This window comes from Stenotrophomonas sp. 1278 (assembly GCF_029892765.1).
GTDB classification, from domain to species: Bacteria; Pseudomonadota; Gammaproteobacteria; order Xanthomonadales; family Xanthomonadaceae; genus Stenotrophomonas; species Stenotrophomonas indicatrix.
This window is the reverse complement of sequence record NZ_JARXWD010000009.1, coordinates 114,055-138,989: the sequence shown is the minus strand read 5'-3', so window position 1 is coordinate 138,989 and position 24,935 is coordinate 114,055. Positions and strand designations below refer to the sequence as shown.

Sequence of the window (24,935 nt, the reverse complement as noted above, 5' to 3'; positions counted from 1 at the left end):
CGGTGTCGGATTGCGGGGTGTCCGCGGCATGGATGCCGCGGCCAAGCCCCCATGGATGGGTTTACGGCGTCCCCGCAATCCGACACCGCCCCGCCATCCCACGGAATGCACGCTGTTGCTGTTGCTGTTGCTTCGGCTGTTGCCGTTGCCTCTGCGGGTGCAGGGCGCAGCCCTGCTGAAGAACCCTAGATATCTGTGGGAGCGAGCCCGTACTGCTCGGCGAAGCGCTTGCTGAAACTCGCTGCGGAACGATACCCCGCGCGCGCTGCCACGGTCTTCAACGGCAGATCGGTGGTGTACAGCAGCTGCATGCCATGGGCCAGGCGCGCTTCGGTCAGCAGCTGGCGCAGGCTGGTGGCTTCGGCGGCCAACCGCCGCCGCAGGGTCGCACCGCTCAGCGCGAAGTGCGCTTCAACGTCGCGAGACTGCCAGTCGCGGGCCGGCTCGGCGGCGATGCGGTCGCGGATCTGCTCGCCCAGCGTCGGTGCGTGCGGCAACAGCAGGTTGCCGTGGCCCTGCCGGCACCACGCCAGCACCAGCGTGGCCAGCGCCAACCGCGCTTCGCTGTAGTGGCCGTCCTGCAACGACTGCCGCCAGCTGCGCAGTACCGTGGCGTGATCGCCCAGCGCCTGCCGGGCCAGCGCCGCTCCGGCCGTTGGCAAGGCCTCGCTCCACAGCGTGCGCGCTGCCGCCAGGACTTCCGTGCACAGCGGCACGATCGCGCTGAGGTAGCGGCCGGTCTGCGGGTCCGGTGTATTGACCACGTCGATGCGGCAACGCTGGGTGATCAGCAGGATGTCGCCCGGGACGAAGGTCAGCGACTGGTGGGCGGTACGTACCTGCTTGCGGCCTTCCAGCAGGATGGCGAACTGTGGCTGGGGAATCTCCACCGAACTGGCACCGTGCTCGCGGCGGGCGCTGATGCAGGCATAGCCCTCAGCGCGTTGGCAGCCGGCCAGGCTGGCCATCTCCGCCAGTAGTGCCTTGGCGGTGGGGGGCATGCCGGTCATATGACGTGTGCGCCCAGCAGGCGACCGACCGCGGCCGCGGCGGCCATCGCCAGTGCACCCCAGAACATCACGCGCAGGGCGCCGCGCGTGGGTGATGCGCCACCGGCGCGTGCCGCCATCGCGCCGGTCAGGCACAGGCCGGCCAGCGTGCTGACCGTGGTGGCCGTGGCGACGTTCTGTACCGGCGTCAGCAGTGCGGTCAGCACCGGCAGCGCGGCGCCACAGGTGAAGGCGGCAGCCGACGCCAATGCGGCCTGCAACGGCCGCGCGCGCAGTTCCTCGGTGATGCCCAGTTCGTCGCGCGCGTGGGCACCCAGCGCGTCGTGGGCGGTCAGCTGTTCGGCAACCTGGCGCGCCAACGCCGGCTCCAGCCCGCGATGGCGGTAGATCGCGGTCAACTCGTCCAGTTCGCTGTGCGGGTCTTCGTGCAGCTCGCGCTTCTCCATTGCCAGATCGGCATTTTCGGTATCGGCCTGGGTCTGTACCGACACATACTCGCCGGCGGCCATCGACATCGCGCCGGCCACGGTGCCGGCCACGCCGGTGGCCAGGATCGTGCTGGCCGAGGCGCCGCTGGCGGCCACGCCGACCACCAGGCCGGCGACCGAGACGATGCCATCGTTGGCGCCCAGTACGGCGGCCCGCAGCCAGCCGACGCGATCGGCACGGTGCAGCTCGGGATGTCGTGAATGGCGGCTCATGGCCCTGAGTGTACGAGGGTCAAGAGGGTGTCGGTAGGATGCTGAAACCCGTCACCGTCGCATGACGTAACGAGCCGCCACGCTATAGTGCGCCCTTGCGATGCAAGGCTCCCAGCCCCACATCCCCTGCCACCGTCCAGCGAGCCACCCCCTTGTCGAGCCCCAGCCACGTCGCCGATACGCCCATTACCGACCGCTCGCAACTGGTGGCGGAGATCGCCTCCGGCGAGAAGCCCCGTTCGCAGTGGCGCATCGGTACCGAGCACGAGAAGTTCGGGTTCCGCCTGGATGACCTGCGTCCGCCGACCTTCGATGGCGAGCGCGGCATCGAGGCCCTGCTCAACGGCCTGGTCCGCTTCGGCTGGACGCCGGTGCAGGAGAACGGCAACACCATCGCCCTGCTGCGTGATGGCGCCTCGGTGACCCTGGAGCCGGCGGGCCAGCTGGAGCTGTCCGGCGCGGCGCTGGAAACCATTCACCAGACCTGCGTGGAAACCGGCACCCACCTCAATGAAGTGGCGCAGGTGGCCGGCGAACTGCAGCTGGGTTTCCTCGGCATGGGCTTCCAGCCGAAGTGGACGCGCGATGAAATGCCGTGGATGCCCAAGGGCCGCTACAAGATCATGCGCTCGTACATGCCCAAGGTCGGTTCGCTCGGCCTGGACATGATGACCCGCACCTGCACCGTGCAGGTGAACCTGGATTACGCCAGCGAAGCGGATATGGTGAAGAAGTTCCGTGTGTCGTTGGCGCTGCAGCCGATCGCCACCGCACTGTTCGCCGACTCGCCGTTCACCGAGGGCAAGCCGAACGGCTACCTCAGCTACCGCTCGCACATCTGGACCGATACCGATGCCGACCGTACCGGCATGCTCGACTTCGTGTTCGAGGACGGCTTCGGTTACGAGCGCTATGTCGACTACCTGCTCGATGTGCCGATGTATTTCTCCTACCGCGATGGCATCTACCACGATGCCAGCGGGCAGAGCTTCCGCGACTTCATGCAGGGCAAGCTGCCGATGCTGCCGGGCCAGCTGCCGACCCTGCGCGACTGGTCGGACCACACCACGACCGCGTTCCCGGAAGTGCGGTTGAAGAAGTATCTGGAAATGCGCGGTGCCGATGGTGGCCCGTGGAGCCGCCTGTGTGCGCTGCCGGCCTTCTGGGTGGGCCTGCTGTACGACGACACGGCGCTGGATGCGGCGTGGGATCTGGTGCGTGACTTCAGCCTGGCCGAGCGCCATGCGCTGCGTGATGGCGTGCCCAAGCACGCGATGGGCCTGCCGTTCCGCGGTGGCACCGTGCGCGACCTCGCCCGCGAGGCGGTGAAGATTTCGGTGGATGGGCTCAAGCGCCGTGCGGCGCGCAATGCCGATGGCCAGGATGAAAGCAAGTTCCTGGACGTGCTGCAGGAAATCGTCGAGTCCGGCCTGACCCCAGCCGAGCGCAAGCTGGCGCTGTTCCATGGCCGCTGGCACGGTGACGTGGATCCGGTGTTCCGCGAGTTCGCGTACTGAAAATGCGCCCGCCGGGCATGGCCCGGCGCTACCCGCCACGAATCCGGTAGCGCCGGGCCATGCCCGGCGGGTGGCGTACGCAAAAAAAACCCCGGCAATGCCGGGGTTTCTTCATTCCATCAGCGCAGCGATCAGGCCTTGATGGTGGCCATGTCGATCACGAAGCGGTAGCGCACATCGTTCTTGGCCATGCGCTCCCAGGCTTCGTTGACGTTCTTGATGTCGATCATCTCCACGTCGCTGACGATGCCGTGCTCGGCGCAGAAGTCCATCATCTCCTGGGTTTCGGCCATGCCGCCGATCGCCGAGCCGGTCAGGTTCCTGCGACCGAAGATCACGCTGCCACCGGTCAACGGCGGGTCCAGTTCGGTCAGCACACCGACCAGGCACATGGTCGCTTCGCGCTTGAGCAGGCCCATGTACGGGTTGGTGTCATGGCTGACCGGGATGGTGTTGAGCAGGAAGTCGAAGCTGCCGGCATGCGCCTTCATCTGCTCGGCATCGCGCGAAACCAGCACTTCGTCAGCGCCCAGGCGCTTGGCATCGGCACCCTTTTCCGGGGTGGTGGTGATCATCACCACGTGCGCGCCGAGCGCCTTGGCGAACTTCACGCCCATGTGGCCGAGGCCACCCAGACCGATCACGCCGACCTTTTGGCCCGGGCCGACCTTCCAGTGGCGCAGCGGCGACCAGGTGGTGATGCCGGCGCACAGCAGCGGCGCGGCTGCCTTCAGGTCCAGCGTTTCGGAGACCTTGACCACGAAGCGCTGCTCGACCACCACGTGGTCGGAATAGCCGCCGTAGGTCGGTGCGCCGCTTTCACGCTCGCGGCCGTTGTAGGTCCAGGTCGCACCTTCGGCGCAGTACTGCTCCAGGTCGTGCTGGCAGGCATCGCAATGGCGGCAGGAGTCGACCATGCAGCCGACACCGGCGTGGTCGCCGACCTTGAAGCGGGTGACCTCGCTGCCGACTTCGGTGACCCGGCCGATGATCTCGTGGCCCGGCACCATCGGGTAGATCGAGCCACCCCAGTCGTCGCGGGCCTGGTGCAGGTCGGAATGGCAGATGCCGCTGTACAGGATCTCGATGCGCACATCGTTCGGGCCAACCGCGCGGCGCTCGAATTCGAAGGGCACCAGCGGGTCGGTATGGGTGTGGGCGGCGTAACCACGGGCGAGGGACATGGGGAATCCTTGGCAGGGTTTGTCGAAAGGCGTTTTACAATACGCTCCGTACCTCGGGGTAAGAAGCGTATATATCGGCATGATTCATCAAGGCAGACTGCACAATCATGGCCACTGACAACCTGACCCACCTGGCCGCCTTCGCTGCGGTCGCCCGCCACCGCAGTTTCCGCCGCGCCGGTGCCGAACTGGCCCTGTCGACCTCGGCGGTGAGCTATGCGATCCGCGCGCTGGAGGAACGGCTGGGGGTGGGCCTGTTCCACCGTACCACCCGCAGCGTGGCCCTGACCGAGGCCGGGCAGCGCCTGCTGGAGCGCCTGCAGCCGGCGCTGGGGCAGGTGCATGACGCGCTGGAGGAAATGAACCACTTCCGCGCGGTACCGGCCGGCCTGCTGCGGATCAATGCGACGCGGGCGGCGGTGGCGACCCAGTTGGGGCCGCGGCTGGCGCGGTTCCTGCACGCGCATCCGGACGTACGGGTGGAGCTGACCGAGAACGATGGCCTGGTCGATATCGTTGCCGAGGGCTACGACGCTGGCGTACGCCTGCACGAGTTCGTACCCGAGGACATGGTGGCGGTGCCGATGGGGCCGCCGCTGCGCGGATTGATTGTCGGTTCACCCGAGTACCTGCGGCGCCGGCCGGCCCCGCAGCATCCGCGCGACCTGGCCGCGCACGAGTGCGTACGTTTCCGTTTCGCCAGCGGCCATCTGTACAAGTGGCAGTTCGAACGCGATGGCCAGACCCTGGAGATCGACGTACCGGGTCGGCTGACGCTGTGCGAGCAGGGCACCGTGGTTGGCGCGGTGCTCGATGGCATCGGCCTGGCCTATGTGCTGGAAGACACCGCGCGGCCGTATCTGGACGACGGCCGACTGGTGGCGGTGCTGGAAGACTGGAGCGAACCGTTCGCCGGGTTTGCGCTGTACTACCCGAAACAGCGGCAGATGCCCGGTGCGCTGCGTGCGTTCGTGGACATGCTGCGCGAGTGAATGGCGATCACCCGCATCAGTAGATCCACGCCATGCGTGGATTGGCGCCCGCTACGCAGCCAGCAATTCATTCGACCAGCGCGTCATACCCTGCATCGCTGAACTGGATCAGGCAGAAGCCATGGCCGAACGGATCGGACAGCACGGCGATCGTTCCCCAGCGGCGTTCGCGGATGGGACGTTCGAGCGCGGCTCCGGCCACAACCGCGCGGGCAAGCGCAGCATCGATGTCAGCGACCACCCAGTCCAGATGCACGGGCGTCCAGTGGCGCTCGTAATCGCGCACATCGCCGTCTTCGGTCGCTGCGCTGCCGGCATCGTTCTGCAGCAGGTACAGCGGCGTGGGGCCACCGAGCAGTTCCAGCGCACCGGGGCCAAGGCGGCGGCCGACCCGCAGGTCGAAGGCTGCGGTGTAGAAGATTTCAGCGGCAGCAAGATCGGGCACGTCGAGGTTGACGATGAACGAAGTGGTGACGGAGTTCATGGAGACTTTCGTCATGTTGTTGGGCACGGATGTGCGGTCTAGGATCGAACTGTAGTTCAGGACCGGAGTGCCCGGTCGTTGCGATCGGTGGCCTCGTTGCCAGGGAGGATTCCATGCGGGATCTGGAAGTGGAAGCGCGAGTACGCAAGCTGGAGCGACGGGCAGGCCGATGGCGCTGGCTGCTGGTAGCTACCCCCGTCCTATTGATGGCGATTGTGCTGGCCGGTCGCGGTTTTGCCAGGCTGGAGGTCGGCATTGTTCCGGAGATCCGCACCCAACGCCTGATCGTGCTTGATCAGGAAGGGCGCAAGCGGGTGGAGATCGGTGAGGACGCGCCGGATCTGGACATCAAGCGCAATGCCCGGGTGGCGGGGTTGATCATCTTCGATGGCAATGAACAGGAACGCGGAGGCATGGTCACCGCCGACGATGGCAGCGCTACGGTTGCCCTGGATGCGCCGCGTGGCGTCGGCTATCGCGTGTCAGATCGGGCCGGAATGAAAGTGGGAGCGGACGGTTCGGCGCTCATCGGTGTCCTGTCCAATGCCGGGGGCTTTGCCGCAAGGCTGATCGCGCAGGGGGCGGAAGGACAGTTGGAGGTGAGCCGCGTGGATTCCACCGAAGGCCGAGCATCCACCCGTGTGATCCACGTGAAGGCTGATAGCAGGTGACGGAACAACCACAGGCGCAAACAGGGAGCGCAACATGCATGAGCAGGATATAGCCGTACGCTTGGAACGCCTGGAACACAGGCTGCGCCGCAGGAATCTGCTTGCTGCCTCGATGTTCGCGCTGGGCGCATCGTTGGCCCTGATCGGGACCAGCGTAGCCACGCCCGATGCCGGCGTAGTGCCGGAGATCCGTACCTACAAGTTGACCGTGCTCGACAGTGAAGGGCGCACGCGCGTGCAGATTGCCGAGGATGCCAGTGACATTGCCCGCAACTCACGCGCAACGGGCATGACCATCTACGATGCGCAGGGCGATGAGCGCGGTGGCATCGGCACCATGGCCAACGGCAGCGCGGTAATGGCGTTGGATGCACCGGTTGGCGTGGGATACAAGGTTCGCGATCGGGCGGGCATGAAAGTCGCGCCCGATGGCACCGCCGTGATCACGGCACTGTCCAACGAGGGCAGCTTTGCCGCCAGCCTGGTGGCGCAGGGCAACCAGGGGCGGCTTGAGCTGAGCCGCAAGGACTCGGCCAGGGGCGAGATCAGCACCCGTGTGCTGACCTTTGATTCGGACTCGACGAAGGTCGAGAAGGCGCCGTGATGTGTTCGGTGGCGAATGGCGCGCCGCATCCACGCGTGGCGTGGATCTACGGGGCCGGCGGGTAGTCGAGGTAGCCCTCGCTGCCGCCGCCGTAATAAGTGCTGCGGTCGGGGATGGCCAGCGGGACATCGCGCTGCAGGCGCTCGACCAGATCCGGGTTGGCGATGAACGGTTGGCCGAAGGCGGCCAGATCGATGATGCCTTCCTCGACCAGGCGCAGGGCGCGTTCGCGGGTCATGCCGCCGGCCAGGATCACCGTACCGCCATAGGCCTGCTTGAAGGCCTTGAGGAAGGCCTCGCCGATCGCCGGTGCGCCGTGCAGGTAGTTGTTGTTCAGATGCACATAGGCCAGCCCGCGCTTGCCCAGTTCCTCGGCCAGGTACAGATAGCTGGCTTCGTTTTCCGCATAGGCGGGCATGTCGAAGACCTGGCTGTTCGGCGCAAGGCGCACGCCGATGCGGTGCGCGCCGATGCGCGCGGCCATCGCATCCACGGTGTCCAGGATCAGCCGCGCGCGGTTGCGCAGCGAACCGCCGTACACGTCTTGCCGGTCATTGGTGACCGGGTTGAGGAACTGCTCGAACAGATAGCCGTTTGCCGCATGCAGTTCGATGCCATCGAAGCCGGCGGCGATCGCGTTGTCGGCACCCTGCACGAAGTCGGCGACGATGCCCGGCACTTCTTCCGTGCTGAGTGCACGCGGCGGCGTCGGATCGGCATGGCCACGGCTGCCGTCGTCCAGGTACACGAACGAGGTGTTCTTCGGATCGCTCGCCACCGGCCGCGTGCCGGCGCTTACCGGCTGGCCGCCGTCGGGCTGCAGCGAGGCGTGTGACATGCGGCCGACGTGCCACAGCTGCGCGAAGATCGCGCCCTGCGCAGCGTGTACGGCGTCGGTGACAAGCGTCCAACCGGCCACCTGCTCGGCCGACCAGATGCCCGGCACGTCGATGTAACCCTGGCCCTGCGCCGACACCGGCGTGCCTTCGCTGATGATCAGGCCGGCGCTGGCGCGCTGCCGGTAATACTGGGCGGTCAGCGCATTGGCGACGGCGCCGGGGTTGCGGGCGCGGGTCATCGGCGCCATCGCGATGCGGTTGTGCAGGGGTAGTCCAGCGAGGTCGAAGGGGCGGAACAGGGCGGCGGTCATGTCAGTCATCTCGGAGCGGGGGAGGGCGCCAACGGCGCGACAGCACCATGATGGAGTTGACATGTGGGCACATAAAGGCGGTAGATTTCCCGTCAGGCGGGACAATCTGTCCCCAATGAGCGAGCCTGTCGATGCTTCCCGTCGAATCCCTGAATGGCCTGGCGACCTTCGTCACCACGGCGCGCTCGGCCACCTTCACCGAGGCCGCCGACGCGCTGGGCATCTCCCGCTCGGCGGTCGGCAAGGCCATCGCCCGGCTGGAAACGAGGCTGGGCGTGCGCCTGTTCCATCGCACCACCCGGCGCATCGCGCTGACCACCGACGGCGAGGCGTACTACGCCTCCTGCGCCGCGGCCCTGGATGAAATCGCGGCGGCCGAAGCCTGCCTGGGCTCGGCTGCGCATCTGCCGAGCGGCCGCCTGCGCATCGACATGCCGTCCTCGTTCGGGCGGCTGGTGGTGCTGCCGGTACTGCTGCGCATGTGCAATGAACACCCGGACCTGCAGTTGACGATGACCTTCACCGATCACTTCGTTGACCCGGTGGAAGAGGGCATCGACCTGCTGATCCGCTTTGGCGGCCTGCATCACGCCGAGCACCTGGTCGCGCGCAAGCTGGCCAGCCAGCGCCTGGTGACCTGCGCGTCGCCGGCCTACCTGCAGGCCTATGGTGTGCCGCAGACGCTGGACGAACTGCGCGACCATCGCAGCGTGGTCGGCTTCCGTCATGGCCAGTCGGTGGCGTGGCGGATCGGCAGCGAGGGCACCAACGGCAGCTTCATCCCCAGTGCCACGCACCAGCTCAACGATGGCGATGCGGTGATCGAGGGGGCGATCGCCGGGTTGGGGATCTGCCAGATGCCGATGTCTCTGGTGCGCCATCACCTGGAATCCGGTGCGTTGCAGTCGGTACTGGACCACTGCACGCAGCACCATGTGGACATCCACGCGCTGTGGCCACAGACGCGGCATCTGCGGCCGAAGGTGCGTTACGTGGTGGAAGAGCTGACCCGGCTGGCCGCAGAGGGGGCGTTCGATTGAGGTCCGGATCGGCTCCTGTATACTATCCCCCAGTATAGTTCCGAGGCCGGCCCACGATGCCGCACTCTCCCGAAGAGAAAAAGAAGGTTCTGGCCCGCGTGCGCCGCATCCGCGGCCAGTGCGATGCGCTGGACCGCGCGCTGGAAGCCGGCGCCGACTGCGGGCCGGTGCTGCAGCAGATCGCCGCCATCCGTGGCGCGGTCAACGGCCTGATGTCCGAAGTGATGGAAGCGCACCTGCGCGAGGAGTTCGGCCAGCCCGCCGCCTCCGATGAACAACGCGCCGAACGCGTGCGCGACATGAGTGCGTTGATCCGCTCGTACCTGAAATGAACGACGGCGCGACACAGCGCCGCGCATCCTGTTTTCCGCAAGCCCTTTCTGGAGAGTGCCATCATGAAATCCCGTGCCGCCGTCGCCTTTGGTCCCGGCCAGCCCCTGCAGATCGTCGAGATCGACGTCGCCCCGCCGAAGGCGGGCGAAGTGCTGGTCAAGATCACCCACACCGGTGTCTGCCACACCGATGCGTTCACCCTGTCCGGCGATGATCCGGAAGGCCTGTTCCCGGTGGTGCTGGGCCATGAAGGCGCCGGCATCGTGGTGGAGGTGGGCGAGGGCGTGACCAGCGTCAAGCCGGGTGACCACGTCATTCCGCTGTACACCGCCGAATGTGGTGAATGCCTGTTCTGCAAGAGCGGCAAGACCAATCTGTGCGTGTCGGTGCGTGCCACCCAGGGCAAGGGCGTGATGCCCGATGGCACCAGCCGCTTCAGCTACAACGGCGAGCCGATCTACCACTACATGGGCTGCTCGACCTTCAGCGAATACACCGTCGTTGCCGAGGTGTCACTGGCGAAGATCAACCCGGACGCGAACCCGGAGCATGTCTGCCTGCTCGGCTGCGGCGTGACCACCGGCATCGGCGCGGTGCACAACACCGCCAAGGTGCAGGAAGGCGACAGCGTGGCCGTGTTCGGCCTGGGCGGCATCGGCCTTGCGGTCATCCAGGGTGCGCGCCAGGCCAAGGCCGGGCGCATCATCGCGGTGGACACCAACCCGTCCAAGTTCGAGCTGGCCCGCGAATTCGGCGCCACCGACTGCATCAACCCGAAGGACTTCGACAAGCCGATCCAGCAGGTGATCGTGGAGATGACCACCTGGGGCGTGGACCACAGCTTCGAGTGCATCGGCAACGTCAACGTGATGCGTGCGGCGCTGGAATGCGCCCACCGTGGCTGGGGCCAGAGCGTGGTGATCGGCGTGGCCGGTGCCGGGCAGGAAATCTCCACCCGCCCGTTCCAGCTGGTCACCGGCCGCAAGTGGATGGGCACCGCGTTCGGTGGCGTGAAGGGCCGCAGCCAGCTGCCGGGCATGGTCGAAGACGCGATGAAGGGCGATATCGAGCTGGCCCCGTTCGTCACCCACACCATGGACCTGGACAAGATCAACGAAGCCTTCGACCTGATGCATGAAGGCAAGTCGATCCGTTCGGTCGTCCACTACTGAGCCGCGCCGGGCGGTAGGCGCTTGCCTGCCGTCCCTCGGGAGGAAACCTCATGGAACGTATCGAACACCGCGCCTGTGCCGGCGGTTGGCAGGATGTCTACCGCCATCATTCCACCACGCTGGGCTGCGACATACAGTTCGCCGTGTACCTGCCGCCGCAGGCGGAAACCCGGAAGCTGCCGGTGCTGTACTGGCTGAGCGGACTGACCTGCACCGAGCAGAACTTCATCACCAAGGCCGGCGCGCAGCGCTATGCGGCCGAGCACGGCGTGATCATCGTCGCCCCGGACACCAGCCCGCGTGGCGATGACGTGGCCGATGCCGAGGGCTATGACCTGGGCAAGGGCGCGGGTTTCTATCTCAACGCCACACAGCAGCCGTGGGCCAAGCACTACCGCATGCACGACTACGTCGCTCACGAGCTGCCGGCGTTGATCGAGGCGGGTTTCCCGGCAACCGACGCACGGGGCATCAGTGGCCATTCGATGGGCGGCCATGGCGCGCTGGTGATCGCGCTGCGCAACCCCGGCCGCTACCGCAGCGTGTCGGCGTTCTCGCCGATCGTGGCACCCAGCCACGTGCCGTGGGGGCAGAAGGCATTCGCCGCCTACCTCGGTGACAACCCGGCCGACTGGGCGCAGTGGGATGCCTGCGAACTGGTGGCCCACGCCAGCGAGCGCCTGCCGCTGCTGGTTGACCAGGGCGAGGGGGATGAGTTCCTGCACAGCCAGCTGCAGCCGCAGCGCCTGCAGCAGGCCTGCGATGCTGCCGGTCATCCGCTGAGCCTGCGCCTGCAGCCCGGCTACGATCACAGCTATTACTTCATCGCCAGCTTCATCGGCGAGCACATCGCCCACCACGCCCGCGCGCTGTACGCCTGACGTTTTGCTGGTCGTGCCGGCCGCTGGCCGGCAACCTGCAGACCCGTGATTCCCTGGAGTTGCCGGCCAGCGGCCGGCACGACCAGAGCGTGTGCCCGGAGTGCCGTTTTGCCGCAGTGGATCACGCCGCTGTGGCGTGCCGGCGCGCTATCGTGCCGCCATACGGCCTTGCGCATGGGGGATGCATGCTGGTTGTGCTGGCGCTGATGTTCCTGATCTGCCATGGCGTGGTCGTGGCGTTCTGGCCGGGTGCGGCCGGTGAGGGGTCGTTCGTGTTCCTGACCGTGGCACCCCTGCTGGCGGCTGCGGCCTGCCTGTGGCGTGGCCAGCGCGACCGTGCTGCGCTGGGCTGGCGTGCCACTGCAGTGGCGCTGCTGCTCTGGGCCGGTGGCATGGCTTTCAACATGGCCGACGCACTGGGCGCCGGACGGGCCGACATCACCCCGCGCGCCAGCCTGCTGCTGTATGTGCTGTACGGTGTGCCGCTGGTGTTCATCCTGGCCCGCGCCCGTCGCGAACGCTGGACGATCAGCCTGATCGACGGCGTGATGGCGGCCCTGCTGGGCGTGTTGTTCTTCGTGCATACCCAGTCCTTCGCCGACCGCATCGATATTGACGACCAGGCGATGGCGCACATGCAGCGCATGTTCGACATCCAGAACCTGTGCATCGCCGGTTTCGCGGTGGTGCGCTGGGTCGCCGGCGATGCGCCTGAACGGCGCAGCTTCTACCGCGCGCTGGCGCTGTATGCGCTGTCCTATCTGCTGGTTGCGTTCTACATCAATCACTACACCGCCGAGCAGTCGTTCGGCGCCTACAACGATCTGCTGATCGACCTGCCGTTCCTGCTGCTGGCGCTGCTGGCGCTGCGCCAGGCACCCGCACCGGGCTTCGTGCTGCATCCTCGCCTGCTGCGATTGGTGCAGGCCGGTGGACCGATCATCCTGCCCTTGTTGCTGCTGGTGGTCGGCACCCTGGTGGTGGACCACGCGCGGCCGTTGGCGCTGACCGGGTTCGTGGTGGCAACGCTGGGCTTCAGCCTGCGCAGCACGTTGCTGCAGCTCGACCTGCTGGAACGACAGGCCGGCCTGGATCAGATGGCGCGGCAGGATGGCCTGACCGGCGTAGCCAATCGCCGTCAGTTCGATACGCTGCTGCTGGCCGAATGGAACCGGGCGCGCCGCAGCGGCAGCGAACTGGCATTGCTGCTGGTGGACATCGACCATTTCAAGGCATTCAACGATCAGCACGGTCATCCTGCCGGCGATCGCTGCCTGCAGGCGGTGGCCGCGGTGCTGCAGGCCACCGCCGGGCGCGCGGCCGACAGTGTGGCGCGCTATGGCGGTGAGGAATTCGCGGTGATCGTGCCCGGCAGCCCACTGTCGGGTGTGCTGGCGCTGGCCGAGCGCCTGCGCGAGGCGGTGGAAGCGCTGCCGCTGCCGGAAGGCCGGGTCAGCATCAGCGTGGGCGTGGGTTACCTGCATCCGCCGGCGCTGGCCACCGCCGAACAGTTGCTGGCCGATGCCGATGCCGGCCTGTACGCGGCCAAGCGTGCGGGCCGCAACCAGGTGATCCTGCACGCACACGTGCTGGACGACGACGGGGGCGCGCACGACACGCTGGACTGTTGAGCATGGCTGCGCGACTGCCACGGCAGGAAAGTGCGTGGTTGATCGGGGCTGGCGCGACCGCCCGGTCGGATCCAGCAGGCGCAGGCGCTGTCGGCCAGCGGCCGGCACTACCCTGGCAGGCAGCCCGCGTCAGGCCGCCGCAGGCCAGTACATCGCCATGGTGGCGATACCTACGGATCACGTGTTTCCACCAGCACCGGGCAAGGCGCATGGTCGATCGTCCATTGCCCCACCGAGGGCTCGAACAGGCGCTGCAGGCGTGACAGATGGCGGTGGCCGATGACGATCAGGTCGCATTGCAGGCGACGCGCCTGCGCGCTGATCACTTCGCCAGGATCGCCGGAAGGCAGCTGTGCGATGGCGTCCACGCCGCGCTCGCGCAGCTCGGCCAGGGCGTCGGCCAGTACCGCTTCGGCATGCGCCTGCTGCCGGGCGGCGGCGGGATACTCACGGCGGTCGGCATCGGTGGCACCAGCGGCCAGTGCGAATTCGGGGTCAAGCACGCACAGCAGGTGCAGGCGGCTGCGGGGGCCGGCCATGGTGGCGGCCAGGTCCAGCACGCGGTCGTGCTGGGGGCCGCCATCAAGCGCGACCAGCAGGGTGTTGAACATGGAAAGCTCCTTTGCAGGGCGCCGATGGTCGCTGATGTCGTCGCGCGCACCCATGCCGTGCGCCGCAGTCAATGCGTGCGTACAACGCAATTCTGGATGATCTGGATTGCAGTAGAGTCATCCCATTTGCGGGAGACTGCCATGCCCTTGCCGGACCTGAACCTGTTGCTGGCACTGGATGTGCTGATCGACGAATGCAGCGTGGCGGCCGCTGCGCGACGGATGAATCTCAGTGCGCCGGCGATGAGCCGTACCCTGGGCCGGGTACGGGTGGCCCTGGGTGATCCGGTGCTGGTGCGCGCCGGCCGTGGGCTCGCCCCCACGCCACGCGCGCTGGAACTGCGTGAGCAGGTGCGCGATGTGATCGAGCAGGCACACCGCGTGTTCAATGCGGGCCGCGAGGTCGACATGGCCACGCTGGAACGAACGTTCAGCGTGCGCGCCAACGATGTGTTCATCGGCAGCTATGGCGGCCGCCTGCGTGATGTCTTCCGCCAGCAGGCACCGCGCTGCATGCTGCGCTTCGTGCCCGAAGGCGATACCGATGACGATGCGATGGTGCAGGGGCGGATCGACCTGTACATCAGCACGGCCGGCAAGCACAGCCCGGAAACCAAGGTGCAGCACCTGTTCACCACCTCGCTGCTGGGCGCGGCACGCGAGGACCATCCGTTGTTCGACGGCGACATCAGTGTCGAGCGCTTCGCCGCGTGCGACCACATCGCCGTGTCCCGGCGCGGGCTTGCGCATGGCCCGATCGACGAAGAGCTGGCAGCGCTTGGCCTGCAACGACGGGTGGCAGTGGTCATCCCTACCTTCCACGGCGCGATCTTTGCTGCCGCCGATTCGGACCTGGTGCTGCCGCAGATGCCAAGCGTGATGCTCGACCGCATCACCCGCATGGGCCTGCCGCTGCGGATGTTCCCGCTGCCGGTGCCGGTGCGGACCGTAGCGCTGGTGCAGGCCTGGCACCCACGCATGGACAACGACCCGGCCCACCAGTGGCTGCGGCGGGCGATCAAGGGCATGTGCGATTCGGTCGAGGCGGCCCACCACTGATTGCCCGCGGGCGTGCGCCGGACGCACGCCTGCGATGCCGGGCACGCCATTTTTCGCAGGCAACGGCCTTTCTAGACTGCGCTCCCGAAAGTTCCACCGAGCGCAATCCAATGTCTCCATATATGCCGTGTACTGCACGGATCGGCAGTCGGCAGTGAGCACGCCGGCCGCCATGCCCGCGGCGCCGGCAGTGCCCCGGCCCGTCGCTGCCCCCGGCTTCGACCGGCGCATCCTGGTTGGGCTGTGCGGTGTGCTGCTGGCAGTGCTGGTGTCGGGTTTCAACGAGAACGTCACCAAGGTCGCGCTGGCCGACATCCGCGGTGCGATGGGTTTCAGCGTCGATGACGGCAGCTGGATCGTGGCGCTGTACAGCGCCATGTCGGTCAGCGCGATGGCATTCGCACCGTGGTGCGCAGCCACCTTCTCGCTGCGCCGCTTTGCGCTGGCGATGATCGGCGGCTTCATGGTGCTGGGCGTGCTGTGCCCGCTCGCCCCCAACCTGCAGACCTTTCTGCTGCTGCGCGCATTGCAGGGCCTGTGTGGGGGCGCGCTGCCGCCGCTGCTGATGAGCGTGGCGCTGCGCTTCCTGCCGCCGGGCATCAAGCTGTACGGCCTGGCCGCCTACGCACTGACCGCCACCTTCGGCCCGAGCATGGGCACTCCGCTGGCCGCATTCTGGGTGGAGCAGGTGGGCTGGCACTGGGCGTTCTGGCAGATCGTGCCGTATTGCCTGGCGGCGATGGCGATGGTCGGCTGGGGCCTGCCACAGGATCCCCTGCGGCTGGAGCGCTTCGCACAGTTCGACGGCGTCGGCCTGATGCTCGGCCTGCCGGCGCTGGTGCTGCTGGTACTGGGCCTGGTGCAGGGCCCGCGCCTGAACTGGTTCGACTCGTCGTTGATCACGCTGATGCTGGGTGGTGGTGCGGGTCTGCTGGTGCTGTTCTTCATCAACGAGTGGTTCCATCCACTGCCGTTCTTCAAGCTGCAGCTGCTGGCCAACCGCAACCTCAGCTACTCGCTGATTACCCTCGGTGGCGTGCTGTTCGTGCTGCTGGCGGTGATCTCCATTCCTTCCGGCTTCCTCGCCAGCGTGCAGGGCTATCGCCCACAACAGACCGCGCCGATGCTGCTGTGGGTGGCGGTGCCGCAGGTCATCGCGCTGCCGTTGGTCGCCGCACTGCTGAACATCCGTGCGATCGATTGCCGTTGGGTGCAGGCCACCGGCCTGGCCCTGCTGGGGCTGGCCTGCTGGCTGGGCGCGCATCTGGACGTCAGCTGGATACGCGACAACTTCCTGTGGGTACAGCTGCTGCAGGTGTTTGCGCAGCCGATGGCGGTGCTGCCGTTGCTGATGCTGGCCACCGGCGGCCTGGCGCCACAGGACGGCCCCTTTGCCTCGGCGTGGTTCAACACGGTCAAGGGCTTTGCTGCGGTGCTGGCCAGCGGCGTGCTGGAAGCGGTCGCGCAGGGACGCCGCCATTTCCACTCCACCGTGCTGGTCGAGCGGCTTGGCGAACAGCCGTGGCTGGCCGAAGGGCCGCAGCTTGGCGCGCGCCTGCATGCGCAGGTGCAGGCGTTGACCTCGGCCGATCTCTACCTGCTGGTCGCGTTGGTCGCGCTGGCCTTCATTCCCCTCATTGCCTGGATGCCCACCCGCATCCATCCGCCACGTGCCGTGGCCTGATCCCCTTCGCAGGAACTCCCCCATGACAATCAATCGAACGTATCTCAACGCCGGCCTCGGCCTGGGCGTACTGCTTCTGGCCGGTGGTGCCTGGCTGCTGCTGCGCGATGGCCGCCACCAGACCACCAACAACGCCTATGTGGTCGCCGACTACACCGTGGTCGCACCGAAGATCGCTGGCTTCGTCAGCGCGGTGGAAGTGCAGGACAACCAAGCGGTGAAGGCCGGTGACGTGCTGGCCCGCATCGATGACCGCGACTACCAGGTCGCGTTGCTGGCCGCCCGCGCCGACCTGGCCAATGCGCGCGCGCAGCTGGCCAACGCGCAGGCGGCGCTGGCACAGCAGGGCTCGCTGATCGAACACGCCCAGGCGAGTATGGATGTCAGCCGCGCCGAACTGACCCTGGCCAGCGCCGACCAGCAGCGTTACCGCGAGCTGGCCCGCGACGGTGCCGGTACCGTGCAGAACGCGCAGCAGGCGCAGTCGAAGCAGGCCGTGGCCAGTGCACATCTGCAACAGGGACAGGCCGCGTTGTCGACCGCACGCCAGCGCACCGACATCCTCGCTGCCGGGGTGCAGGCCGCACAGGCGGCCGTGCAGCGCGCCGAAGCCGCACAGGCGCGCGCCGAACTGGATCTTTCGCACACCGAGCTGCGTGCACCGATCGATGGCGTGGTGGGACGCCGCGCAGTGCGCGTCGGCGCCTACCTGACCCCGGGCACGCCGGTGGCCGCGGTGGTGCCGCTGCAGCGCGCCTTCGTGGTCGCCAACTTCCAGGAAACGCAGATGACCCGCATGCAGCCGGGGCAGCAGGTCGAACTGACGGTGGATGTATTTCCCGGCACGCGGCTGCGCGGCCATATCGACAGCATCGCCCCGGCCACTGGCGTGACGTTCGCCGCGGTGGCGCCGGAAAACGCGACCGGCAACTTCACCAAGGTGGTGCAGCGCATTCCAGTGAAGATCGTGCTGGAGCCGGAGCAGGCATTGCTGGGCCAACTGCGGGCCGGCATGTCGGTGGAAGCCAGCGTGGATCTGCAGCGTCCGCAGCGGGTGCAGAGTGCACAGCGCGAGCGGCACCGCACGGGCGGGGAAGGCGCATGATCCGCGTATTCCCGCGTGGACTGGCTGCAGCGGCACTGTGCACGGCGTTGACCGCCTGCACGCTGGGCCCGGACTTCGTGCGCCCGCAGGCCGAACTGCCCACGCAGTGGCAGGGCGAAGCGGTGGCTTCAGCTGCGCTGGATGACGACGCCAGGTGGTGGTCCGGTTTCGATGATCCGCTGCTGGGGCAACTGGCGACGCAGGTACTGCAGGCCAATCTCGACCTGCAGCTGGCCGCCAACCGGGTGCAGCAGAGCCGCGCCGCGCGTGGCGTCACCGCGGCCGACCGGCTGCCCAGCGTCGGCGCCACTGCCAGTGGCGTACGCGCGCGCAACAGCGAGGTAGGCCTGAACGATCCGTCCGGTAATGGCGGTCGCGATGACTATGGGCTGTTCCAGGCCGGCATCGGCATGAGCTGGGAACTGGATCTGTGGGGACGCGTACGCCGTCAGGTGGAAGCGGCCGACGCACGCGTGCAGATGGCTGAGGAAGATGCACACGCGGTGCGCATCGCGCTGCTGGCCGAGACCGCGCGTGATTACCTGCAGTTGCGCGCGACGCGCCAGCTGCTGGCCATCACCGAGGACAACCTCAGCATCGCCCACGACATCAAGCGGCTGACCGAAGCGCGCCAGCGCCAGGGCGTGGCCAGCACGTTGCAGGTCTCCAGTGCGGCGGCGCAGGTCGCTTCGCTGCAGGCCCGCATTGCGCCGCTGCGGCACCGCGAATCGCAGCTGCGCAATGCACTCGCGTTCCTGCTGGCACAGCCGCCGCAGGCGCTGGACGCGCAGCTGCAGAGCGCGCGCCGCGATTGGCCCGCGTTGCCGACCATGGCCGTGGGCGTGCCCAGTGAACTGGCCGAGCGTCGCCCGGATGTCCGCCGTGCCGAGGCTGCGCTGCATGCTGCCACGGCGGGAATTGGCGTGGCCAAGGCCAGCTTCCTGCCGCGCATCACCTTGAATGGCGATGCCGGTTTCCAGGCCAGGCAGCTGGATGATCTGGATGGCTGGAACGCGCATCGCTTCAGTATCGGCCCGTCGATCAGCCTGCCGATCTTCCAGGGCGGACGCCTGAAGGCCAACCTGGCGCTGAGCAGGCTGCAGCAGCAACAGGCGGCCCTGCAGTTCCGCCGTACCGTGCTGCAGGCCTGGCATGAAGTGGACGATGCCATCGACGGCTATGCCGCCGAACAGCAGCGTGCCGCGCAGCTGCACGTGGCGGTGGATGAGAGCGAGACGGCGCTGGGTGCGGCGCGTCGGCAGTACCAGGCCGGCGTGGTCGACATGCTGGATGTATTGAGCACCCAGCGCATCGCGCTGGACAACCAGGCCGCGCTGGCCAACAGCCAGGCGACCGCCGCGATTGCGCGCGTGGAGCTGTATCGCGCACTGGGCGGCGGTTGGTAAGACGCAGGATGGGTAGTGCCGGCCGCTGGCCGGCAGCTCGGCAAGGTGAAGCCGGTAGTGGCCAACCTTGGTTGGCACGTTCCAAAAGGCTGCCAACCAGGGTTGGCATTTACAGGAACGGGTCGGTCTTACCCATCACGGCTGGTCGGCAATCTCGCCGAAGAACCAATAGTCCTGTTCCAGCCCCTCGTGATCATCGGCAGGAGGGATGCATACCTGCACGCCGCGCTCTTCGATGCCGTTGGGCAGGGCGAGCCCCCATTCGGCAGCAAGGCTGCGCGAGGTGATGGCGGTGACCTGTCCATCTGCCGTGGTGGCGACATGTCCCTGGAAATAGTCTTCGTCCAGGTAAAGGCATACCTCGCTGGAGAACATGCCAGGCTGGGCGATGCAGCAGGTTATCCGCACACCTGCTTGCGAGGCCGGGCGCGACTGGATCAGGTTTGCGCAGGCATTGATCAGGGCCTGCGCGCAGGCGCGCTGCAAAGCCGGCGTCGATGAAGGACCTTCGATCAGGGCTGCGCGAGTGGGGATTTTGTAATGCCAATAACGGGCGTTGGTCTGCAGCTCTTCCGGAGTCGGAAATTCATCGACGAATCTCCCGGCCCAGCGCTTCAGGTAGCGGAGTCGCCGTGGAGCATCGCGCAGCTTCTTCTGGCCGCGAGTGCCTGGCCGGGTGATTGGGTCTGTGTTTCTCATCGCGCCAGTGTGCCAGTCACATGAGCGATGTGCTGGGAAGTGCCAACCAAGGTTGGCTCCTACCAAAGCACGGTCGTCATTACCGGGCTATTTGCGACAATTCGGAGGCGCAGAGTCGGTAGATCCCAACCTTGGTTGGCAGCCTTCAGGAAAGCGCCAACCAAGGTTGGCGCCTACCAGAGCCGGAACTCAGCGCACGTCGCGCAGTTCCCAGTGGTGCCCGGCCAGCAGGCGCAGGCGCTGCTTGAACACGTCACTGTCGATGCGGGTGGTGGCCACCAGGTTGATGCGCAGGTCCTTCTGCTCACCGGTCACGGTGGCCTCCGGATCGGTCGCGCCCCACTGCGGCTCCACCGCATCCGGGTCCGGCTGCTTGTCGCGCCAGCGCTCGAACAGGCTGCCATTGCGCAGCGCGTTCTGCAGTTCTTCGGCGAAGCCGGCAGCGCCCTGCGAATGGAAAGACAGGTCGGGGTCGTTGCCGCGGGCCTTGGACGGTTCGGGCAGGCTGATGTGGTACTGCGCAGGCATGTTGATCTCCTTGAGGTGCGGCTAGGCTGGCATAGGCGCGGTGGAATCGATGTGCAGATTCCAGAGCGCGGTTGGCCTTCATTCAAATCGATGCGGCCCATCGGCAAAACCCACGGTGACCGCGCCCTTGCCGACGTTGACCATGCCGGTCAGGCTCATCACCGATTCGTACACGGTCACCCCATGGCCGGCGCAGACCTCCTTCATCTGCGCATAGCCGGGCAGGGCACGCAGCTCGTCCAGTTCGCCGCCGTAGCTGACGCACACGGTCGGCGTCATCAGGCCGGCGCGTACGCGCTGGCCGACCACGCCGAACAGCTTCAGCACGGCATTGTCGAAACCCTTGATCTTCGCCACCGGCCCGGTCTGCCCGCGATAGCCATGCAACACCGGCTTGATGTCCAGCGCACTGCCCAGTGCGGCGCTGAGCAGGCCGACGCTGCGGTCGCCCTTGTGCCGGGCGCGGGCACGCATGTAGTACAGGTCGCGGGTGACCATGTAGCCGTGCACGTTGCCGGCCAGTTCTTCCAGGCGCTCGCGGATCTGCTGCACGCTGGCATCACTGGCGCGCAGGCGCACCGCTTCCACCGCCGTCACCGCCTGGGCGGCGAACAGGTTCTGGGTATCCAGCACGCGCAGCGCGAACGGCGAGTTGAAGCCGGCCGCCTGCCGCACCGGCTTGTAGTCGTTGAGGATGGCGAAGCTGGCCTGCAGTGCGTTGTCGTGGATCGGGCTGCGGGTCTTGGTGATGGTCATGCAGAACACATGGTCGTAGTCGATCACCAAGCGTTGCAGGAACAGGTCGCGGATCTGGTTGACGCTGAAGGGGATGGTCTCCGCTTCGGCGCCGTGCTCTGCGACGTGCGCGTGCAGGAAGCTGAGCGTTGCCTGCTCGTCGCGGTGGTCGGCGAGCACCGCTTCGCCGATCCGCACGGTGATCGGCAGCAGCACGATGTTGTGCTCGGCAATGAAGTCCTGCGGCAGGTCGCAGGCCGAGTCGACGACGATTCCGATGCGCATCCGCGGCTCCCCCTCCAGGGCGGTTGTAGGTTCGGAAATGTGAAAACTATCTCAAAACGGGGGCGGGCGCGCGAGGGAAACGCGCCGCTCCCTGTTCAGCGACTGCGCTGCACCGCCACCGGCAGGGCCACCGCCTGCTGCCAGTCGGGGCGATCCAGCAGGCCCGGGTCGTCCAGCACCGCCGCCATCAGCGGGTGGCTATCGTTGCCCCAGAACAGTTCCCCATCGATGGCCAGGGTCGGCACACCGAACACCCCGGCCTCGATCGCCGCATCGGTGTTGCGTCGCAGCTGTTCCTTGATTGCCGGCTCGCCAATGGCCGCCTCTACGTCGCTGATACCCAGCCGGGCGGCGGGTTCGCGCAGGGCCTCGGCCGTGTCGCCGGCGTGGCCGTCGCGCCAGATCCAGTCGAACAGCACGTCCACTGCCGCAGTGCTGGCACCGGCGACCAGGCACAGGCGCAGGGCCGCCAGCGGATTGAACGGGTGCCCGGGCGGGAAGCGCAGAGGGGTGCCCTCGGCCTGCGCAGTCCACAGCAGCTGGCGGTACATGAAGCGGCGCTTGGCCGGGATCTCCGCCGGGCCCAGGTTGCCCAGATGGTGCAGTACCGCACCAAAGGCGATGGGCACCGGTTGGATGCGCCCGAACTGCGGCAGCTGCTTCACCTTCTGCCAGTGCAGGTAGGAATAGGGCGAGACGAAGTCGAAATACCAGCGCAGGGTGGGCATCGATGGCTCCTGGTTACGGTCAGGGCTGCGCGTTGCGCTGCAGGTAGCGGTCGCGCAGTTCGGTCTGGCGCGAGCGCATCGGCATCGCGCGGCCGCCCAGCCAGACCTGTTCGGCATAGTGCGCCACATCCAGCGGATCGCCTTCCCACAGCACCAGGTCGGCACGCTTGCCCGGCTCGATGCTGCCGATCTGGTCGGCCACGCCCAGCACCTCGGCCGGCACCCGGGTCAACCCAGCCAGGCCGTCGGCCCAGGGCAGGCCGTTGGCCACCGCATTGCCGGCCAGCTGGCGCATCTTGCGTGCGTTGTGCGAGGCATCATCGCGCTGGGCGAAGGCCACCGGTACGCCCGCGCGCTGCAACCGCGCGGCGTTTTCCAGGGTGGCGCCGATCTGGTCGAAGGTTGTCGGCAGGTTGCCCAGCGCGTCGACGAATACCGGCACCCTGGCCGCTGCCAGGTCCGGTGCCAGCTGCCAGGCCTCGGCACCGCCGGCGACGGCGATCTTCACCTTCTCGCGGGCCGCCCAGCGCAGCAGCTGGCGGATGTCGGCCGCGCGGTCCACTTCCACCACGATGCGGCCCTGCCCGGACAGATAGCGGGCGAGCGTGCGGCGGCCGGCCGGGGTCAGCAGCGCATGCGGCGAGTCGGCGGCCACCTGGCCGCGTGCCTCGTCCACCATCTGCTGCAGCAGCATCCACTGCGCCGCGCGCGATTGACCGGTCAGTTCAGATGCTGCAGCACCCAGGCGCAGGAACAGCGCGCGCGGGCCGATCGGGTCGGCACTGCCATCGAAACGCACCACGCCGCCCTGGCCGGCGACGAAGCCACCGCCGGTGGCCGCGCCCAGCGCAGTGAAGCCGATGCCGTCCAGGCGCGCCACCGGAATCAGCACGGACGCCGGGTTATAGGCCAGTGTCACGTCGAACTCCGGGCGCAGCGGCTGCTCGCCGATCTTCAGGGCGCTGTCGACCGTGCTTGATTCACCGGATACCTCCTCGATGCCGATCTCGGTGATGCCACCGAACAGGGCAGGGGTCAGCATGCGTCCCTTGGCTTCGACCACCGGCACACCGGCCGGTGCGGACAGGCCCCGGCCCACCGCACGGATGATGCCGCCCTGCACCAGCACATCGGCATCTTCCACGTTGCCACGTGCGCTGGCGGTAGCGACGGTCGCACCGCGCACCAGCAGGTCCTGCGCCGAGGCTGCGGTTGTCATCACCAACAGCGCAACCAAGGTAGCGCCGGGCCATGCCCGGCGGCGCTTGTTCAACATGCCCATCAGCGCAACTCCTGTCCAAGCTGGAAATCCGACCGCGGCGTTGCCGGTGGCGTGCTGCGGTCGTACACACGGCGGCCATCGACGAACACCTGTTCGGCCAGTGCATACGAACTGAAGGGATTGCCGTTCCAGATCACCACGTCGGCCATCTTTCCGGCCTCCAGCGTGCCGGTCTGCGCCTCGATGCCCAGCGCCTTGGCGGCGTTGGCGGTCATCCAGGTGATCGCGCGTTCCGGCGCAATCTCCGGCATGTGCGCGCGGCGCGCGGCGGCCATCACCTTGGCTGCTTCCTGGTTCAGGCGCTGGATGCCCTCGGGCGAGTCGGAGTGGACGATGGCGCAGCTGTTCTTCGGCCGGTCGACCAGCGCGATGTTCTCGGCGATGCCGTCGAAGGCTTCCATCTTGAAGCCCCACCAGTCGGCCCACAGTGCCCCGCACACGCCTTCGGCCGCCAGCCGGTCGGCCAGTTTGTAGGCCTCCACGCCGTGGTGGAAGGCGGCCACCTTGAAGCCGAATTCCTTGGACAGGTCGAGCATGGTGGCCATTTCATCGGCGCGATAGCAGTGGATGTGCACGCGGATATCGCCCTGGATCGCACCGGCGAGCGTATCCAGCTTGAGGTCGCGCTTGCCGCCGGCATCACCGGCGCTGTCACCCTTGTCGCTGCCGAACCAGCCCTTGCGCTTGGCCGGCTTCGGCTTGTTCTTGGCGATGTAGTCGGCTGCGTCGATGAAGGCTGCGCGGTAACCGGCCACGTTGCCCATCCGCGTTGCAGGTGCCACGCCCTTGCCGCCACCGTAGACGCGCTTGGGGTTTTCGCCGCAGGCCATTTTCAGGCCCCACGGCGCGCCGGGGAACTTCATCGCCTGGTAGGTGGTGGCAGGCACGTTCTTCAGCGTTACGCCGCGGCCACCGACCAGGTTGGCCGAGCCGGGCAGCACCTGCATGCTGGTCACTCCGCCTGCCAGCGCCGCCTGGAAACCGGGGTCCTGCGGCCATACCGAGTGCTCGGCCCAGACGTTGGCGGTGACCGGCGCGGTCATCTCGTTGCCGTCGCTGTGCGCGCCGACACCGGGGCTGGGATAGACGCCCAGGTGCGAGTGCACGTCGATCAGGCCGGGCGTCACCCACTTGCCGTCGGCGTTGATGCGGGTGACGCTGGCATCGACCTGCAGCGCATCGCCGACGGCGACGATGCGGCCATCGCGCAGCAGCACATCGGCGTTGTCGAGGCGCTGGCCGGTGCCGGTCAGCACCGTTGCGTTCTGGATCAGCAGCGGCCCATCGGGGTGCGCCTGGTAGGTGCTCGGGTAGGGGTCGGCCACGAAGCGCGAAGCGCCCACGGCCGGCGCCGTGCTCAGCGATACCAGCGCCAGACCCAACCCGGCGCGCAACAACGTCGATGTCATGCAGATCCCCTTGGCAGCGTGTTCAACCCACCGA

The 24,935-nt window shown here is 67.4% G+C and carries 25 protein-coding genes; 13 read left to right on the top strand and 12 right to left on the bottom strand.

Going from position 1 to position 24,935, the window contains the following annotated elements; all coding sequences use genetic code 11:
• Positions 1-185: 185 nt before the first annotated feature.
• On the bottom strand, positions 186-1,010 hold the full coding sequence (locus M2299_RS10935; protein WP_280884341.1) for a helix-turn-helix transcriptional regulator: 825 nt from the start codon (positions 1,008-1,010) through the stop codon (positions 186-188).
• Positions 1,007-1,711 (bottom strand): VIT family protein, encoded by a 705-nt coding sequence (locus M2299_RS10930; protein ID WP_033831997.1) that lies wholly within the window; start codon positions 1,709-1,711, stop codon positions 1,007-1,009. The genes M2299_RS10935 and M2299_RS10930 overlap by 4 nt, the downstream gene beginning before the upstream one ends.
• A gap of 152 nt (positions 1,712-1,863) precedes the next feature.
• Between M2299_RS10930 and M2299_RS10925 the strand changes: the two genes are divergently transcribed.
• Entirely contained in the window at positions 1,864-3,228 is a 1,365-nt protein-coding gene (locus tag M2299_RS10925) for a glutamate--cysteine ligase (RefSeq protein ID WP_280884340.1), read from the top strand.
• 131 nt (positions 3,229-3,359) lie between these two features.
• On the opposite strand, the gene M2299_RS10920 is transcribed toward M2299_RS10925, so the two are convergent.
• Positions 3,360-4,412: an NAD(P)-dependent alcohol dehydrogenase gene (locus tag M2299_RS10920; RefSeq protein ID WP_025874083.1), complete on the bottom strand. Its 1,053-nt coding sequence runs from the start codon at positions 4,410-4,412 to the stop codon at positions 3,360-3,362.
• 107 nt (positions 4,413-4,519) lie between these two features.
• Here M2299_RS10920 and M2299_RS10915 point away from each other — a divergent pair, with 107 nt between their 5' ends.
• Positions 4,520-5,404, top strand: a complete 885-nt coding sequence (locus M2299_RS10915) for a LysR family transcriptional regulator (RefSeq protein WP_025874084.1) — start codon at positions 4,520-4,522, stop codon at positions 5,402-5,404.
• Positions 5,405-5,471: 67 nt separating this feature from the next.
• On the opposite strand, the gene M2299_RS10910 is transcribed toward M2299_RS10915, so the two are convergent.
• Complete coding sequence (locus M2299_RS10910; RefSeq protein WP_280884339.1) at positions 5,472-5,888, bottom strand: VOC family protein; 417 nt, start codon at positions 5,886-5,888, stop codon at positions 5,472-5,474.
• Positions 5,889-6,001: 113 nt separating this feature from the next.
• Between M2299_RS10910 and M2299_RS10905 the strand changes: the two genes are divergently transcribed.
• Entirely contained in the window at positions 6,002-6,559 is a 558-nt protein-coding gene (locus tag M2299_RS10905; protein ID WP_280884338.1) for a hypothetical protein, read from the top strand.
• 34 nt (positions 6,560-6,593) lie between these two features.
• Positions 6,594-7,163 carry a hypothetical protein gene (locus M2299_RS10900; RefSeq protein WP_100436899.1) on the top strand — a complete coding sequence of 190 codons (570 nt, stop codon included), beginning with the start codon at positions 6,594-6,596 and terminating at the stop codon, positions 7,161-7,163.
• A 46-nt stretch (positions 7,164-7,209) separates the two neighbouring features.
• On the opposite strand, the gene M2299_RS10895 is transcribed toward M2299_RS10900, so the two are convergent.
• A complete protein-coding gene (locus M2299_RS10895; RefSeq protein WP_280884337.1) occupies positions 7,210-8,313 on the bottom strand; it encodes an alkene reductase in 1,104 nt (367 codons plus the stop codon).
• Positions 8,314-8,444: 131 nt separating this feature from the next.
• On the opposite strand from M2299_RS10895, the gene M2299_RS10890 reads away from it, so the two are divergent.
• From M2299_RS10890 to M2299_RS10870, 5 genes are all read left to right on the top strand, one after another.
• Positions 8,445-9,353, top strand: a complete 909-nt coding sequence (locus M2299_RS10890) for a LysR family transcriptional regulator (protein ID WP_033831994.1) — start codon at positions 8,445-8,447, stop codon at positions 9,351-9,353.
• A 56-nt stretch (positions 9,354-9,409) separates the two neighbouring features.
• A complete protein-coding gene (gene frmR, locus M2299_RS10885; protein WP_005411009.1) occupies positions 9,410-9,685 on the top strand; it encodes a formaldehyde-responsive transcriptional repressor FrmR in 276 nt (91 codons plus the stop codon).
• A 63-nt stretch (positions 9,686-9,748) separates the two neighbouring features.
• On the top strand, positions 9,749-10,858 hold the full coding sequence (locus tag M2299_RS10880; protein WP_100436897.1) for an S-(hydroxymethyl)glutathione dehydrogenase/class III alcohol dehydrogenase: 1,110 nt from the start codon (positions 9,749-9,751) through the stop codon (positions 10,856-10,858).
• A 50-nt stretch (positions 10,859-10,908) separates the two neighbouring features.
• Entirely contained in the window at positions 10,909-11,739 is an 831-nt protein-coding gene (gene fghA / locus M2299_RS10875) for an S-formylglutathione hydrolase (protein WP_280884336.1), read from the top strand.
• Positions 11,740-11,924: 185 nt separating this feature from the next.
• Entirely contained in the window at positions 11,925-13,370 is a 1,446-nt protein-coding gene (locus M2299_RS10870; RefSeq protein ID WP_099843644.1) for a GGDEF domain-containing protein, read from the top strand.
• Between the two features lie 170 nt (positions 13,371-13,540).
• On the opposite strand, the gene M2299_RS10865 is transcribed toward M2299_RS10870, so the two are convergent.
• Positions 13,541-13,981 (bottom strand): universal stress protein, encoded by a 441-nt coding sequence (locus M2299_RS10865; protein ID WP_059065132.1) that lies wholly within the window; start codon positions 13,979-13,981, stop codon positions 13,541-13,543.
• Between the two features lie 141 nt (positions 13,982-14,122).
• Here M2299_RS10865 and M2299_RS10860 point away from each other — a divergent pair, with 141 nt between their 5' ends.
• The 4 genes from M2299_RS10860 to M2299_RS10845 all read left to right on the top strand — a co-directional run bounded on the left by M2299_RS10860 (position 14,123) and on the right by M2299_RS10845 (position 19,235).
• Complete coding sequence (locus tag M2299_RS10860) at positions 14,123-15,040, top strand: LysR family transcriptional regulator (RefSeq protein ID WP_025874094.1); 918 nt, start codon at positions 14,123-14,125, stop codon at positions 15,038-15,040.
• Between the two features lie 154 nt (positions 15,041-15,194).
• Positions 15,195-16,724, top strand: a complete 1,530-nt coding sequence (locus M2299_RS10855) for an MFS transporter (RefSeq protein WP_345782459.1) — start codon at positions 15,195-15,197, stop codon at positions 16,722-16,724.
• Between the two features lie 22 nt (positions 16,725-16,746).
• A complete protein-coding gene (locus M2299_RS10850) occupies positions 16,747-17,829 on the top strand; it encodes an HlyD family secretion protein (RefSeq protein WP_280884334.1) in 1,083 nt (360 codons plus the stop codon).
• A complete protein-coding gene (locus M2299_RS10845; RefSeq protein ID WP_100436894.1) occupies positions 17,826-19,235 on the top strand; it encodes an efflux transporter outer membrane subunit in 1,410 nt (469 codons plus the stop codon). Before M2299_RS10850 ends, M2299_RS10845 begins: the two co-directional genes overlap by 4 nt.
• Before the next feature lie 135 nt (positions 19,236-19,370).
• Here M2299_RS10845 and M2299_RS10840 read toward each other — a convergent pair whose 3' ends face one another.
• The 6 genes from M2299_RS10840 to M2299_RS10815 form a co-directional block, all read right to left on the bottom strand.
• A complete protein-coding gene (locus tag M2299_RS10840; protein ID WP_280884333.1) occupies positions 19,371-19,934 on the bottom strand; it encodes a DUF3916 domain-containing protein in 564 nt (187 codons plus the stop codon).
• A gap of 189 nt (positions 19,935-20,123) precedes the next feature.
• A complete protein-coding gene (locus M2299_RS10835; protein ID WP_025874099.1) occupies positions 20,124-20,462 on the bottom strand; it encodes a hypothetical protein in 339 nt (112 codons plus the stop codon).
• A 78-nt stretch (positions 20,463-20,540) separates the two neighbouring features.
• Positions 20,541-21,482 (bottom strand): DegV family protein, encoded by a 942-nt coding sequence (locus M2299_RS10830; RefSeq protein WP_032975417.1) that lies wholly within the window; start codon positions 21,480-21,482, stop codon positions 20,541-20,543.
• A gap of 95 nt (positions 21,483-21,577) precedes the next feature.
• Positions 21,578-22,210, bottom strand: a complete 633-nt coding sequence (locus tag M2299_RS10825; protein WP_280884332.1) for a 2-hydroxychromene-2-carboxylate isomerase — start codon at positions 22,208-22,210, stop codon at positions 21,578-21,580.
• Positions 22,211-22,229: 19 nt separating this feature from the next.
• Positions 22,230-23,492 (bottom strand): amidohydrolase family protein, encoded by a 1,263-nt coding sequence (locus tag M2299_RS10820; RefSeq protein WP_280884331.1) that lies wholly within the window; start codon positions 23,490-23,492, stop codon positions 22,230-22,232.
• On the bottom strand, positions 23,492-24,901 hold the full coding sequence (locus M2299_RS10815; protein WP_033831986.1) for an amidohydrolase: 1,410 nt from the start codon (positions 24,899-24,901) through the stop codon (positions 23,492-23,494). The genes M2299_RS10820 and M2299_RS10815 overlap by 1 nt, the downstream gene beginning before the upstream one ends.
• Positions 24,902-24,935: the final 34 nt, after the last annotated feature.

Excerpts from the sequence above, each read along its gene's own strand:
- M2299_RS10865 (WP_059065132.1), bottom strand. The coding sequence starts at position 13,981 with ATGTTCAACACCCTGCTGGTCGCGCTTGATGGCGGCCCCCAGCACGAC.
- M2299_RS10895 (WP_280884337.1), bottom strand. The coding sequence starts at position 8,313 with ATGACCGCCGCCCTGTTCCGCCCCTTCGACCTCGCTGGACTACCCCTG.
- M2299_RS10915 (WP_025874084.1), top strand. The coding sequence starts at position 4,520 with ATGGCCACTGACAACCTGACCCACCTGGCCGCCTTCGCTGCGGTCGCC.
- M2299_RS10830 (WP_032975417.1), bottom strand. The coding sequence starts at position 21,482 with ATGCGCATCGGAATCGTCGTCGACTCGGCCTGCGACCTGCCGCAGGAC.
- fghA (WP_280884336.1), top strand. The coding sequence starts at position 10,909 with ATGGAACGTATCGAACACCGCGCCTGTGCCGGCGGTTGGCAGGATGTC.
- M2299_RS10850 (WP_280884334.1), top strand. The coding sequence starts at position 16,747 with ATGACAATCAATCGAACGTATCTCAACGCCGGCCTCGGCCTGGGCGTA.
- M2299_RS10845 (WP_100436894.1), top strand. The coding sequence starts at position 17,826 with ATGATCCGCGTATTCCCGCGTGGACTGGCTGCAGCGGCACTGTGCACG.
- M2299_RS10920 (WP_025874083.1), bottom strand. The coding sequence starts at position 4,412 with ATGTCCCTCGCCCGTGGTTACGCCGCCCACACCCATACCGACCCGCTG.
- M2299_RS10870 (WP_099843644.1), top strand. The coding sequence starts at position 11,925 with ATGCTGGTTGTGCTGGCGCTGATGTTCCTGATCTGCCATGGCGTGGTC.
- M2299_RS10820 (WP_280884331.1), bottom strand. The coding sequence starts at position 23,492 with ATGGGCATGTTGAACAAGCGCCGCCGGGCATGGCCCGGCGCTACCTTG.
- M2299_RS10815 (WP_033831986.1), bottom strand. The coding sequence starts at position 24,901 with ATGACATCGACGTTGTTGCGCGCCGGGTTGGGTCTGGCGCTGGTATCG.
- M2299_RS10860 (WP_025874094.1), top strand. The coding sequence starts at position 14,123 with ATGCCCTTGCCGGACCTGAACCTGTTGCTGGCACTGGATGTGCTGATC.
- M2299_RS10880 (WP_100436897.1), top strand. The coding sequence starts at position 9,749 with ATGAAATCCCGTGCCGCCGTCGCCTTTGGTCCCGGCCAGCCCCTGCAG.
- M2299_RS10930 (WP_033831997.1), bottom strand. The coding sequence starts at position 1,711 with ATGAGCCGCCATTCACGACATCCCGAGCTGCACCGTGCCGATCGCGTC.
- M2299_RS10910 (WP_280884339.1), bottom strand. The coding sequence starts at position 5,888 with ATGAACTCCGTCACCACTTCGTTCATCGTCAACCTCGACGTGCCCGAT.
- M2299_RS10905 (WP_280884338.1), top strand. The coding sequence starts at position 6,002 with ATGCGGGATCTGGAAGTGGAAGCGCGAGTACGCAAGCTGGAGCGACGG.
- M2299_RS10840 (WP_280884333.1), bottom strand. The coding sequence starts at position 19,934 with ATGAGAAACACAGACCCAATCACCCGGCCAGGCACTCGCGGCCAGAAG.
- frmR (WP_005411009.1), top strand. The coding sequence starts at position 9,410 with ATGCCGCACTCTCCCGAAGAGAAAAAGAAGGTTCTGGCCCGCGTGCGC.
- M2299_RS10835 (WP_025874099.1), bottom strand. The coding sequence starts at position 20,462 with ATGCCTGCGCAGTACCACATCAGCCTGCCCGAACCGTCCAAGGCCCGC.
- M2299_RS10825 (WP_280884332.1), bottom strand. The coding sequence starts at position 22,210 with ATGCCCACCCTGCGCTGGTATTTCGACTTCGTCTCGCCCTATTCCTAC.
- M2299_RS10935 (WP_280884341.1), bottom strand. The coding sequence starts at position 1,010 with ATGACCGGCATGCCCCCCACCGCCAAGGCACTACTGGCGGAGATGGCC.
- M2299_RS10900 (WP_100436899.1), top strand. The coding sequence starts at position 6,594 with ATGCATGAGCAGGATATAGCCGTACGCTTGGAACGCCTGGAACACAGG.
- M2299_RS10890 (WP_033831994.1), top strand. The coding sequence starts at position 8,445 with ATGCTTCCCGTCGAATCCCTGAATGGCCTGGCGACCTTCGTCACCACG.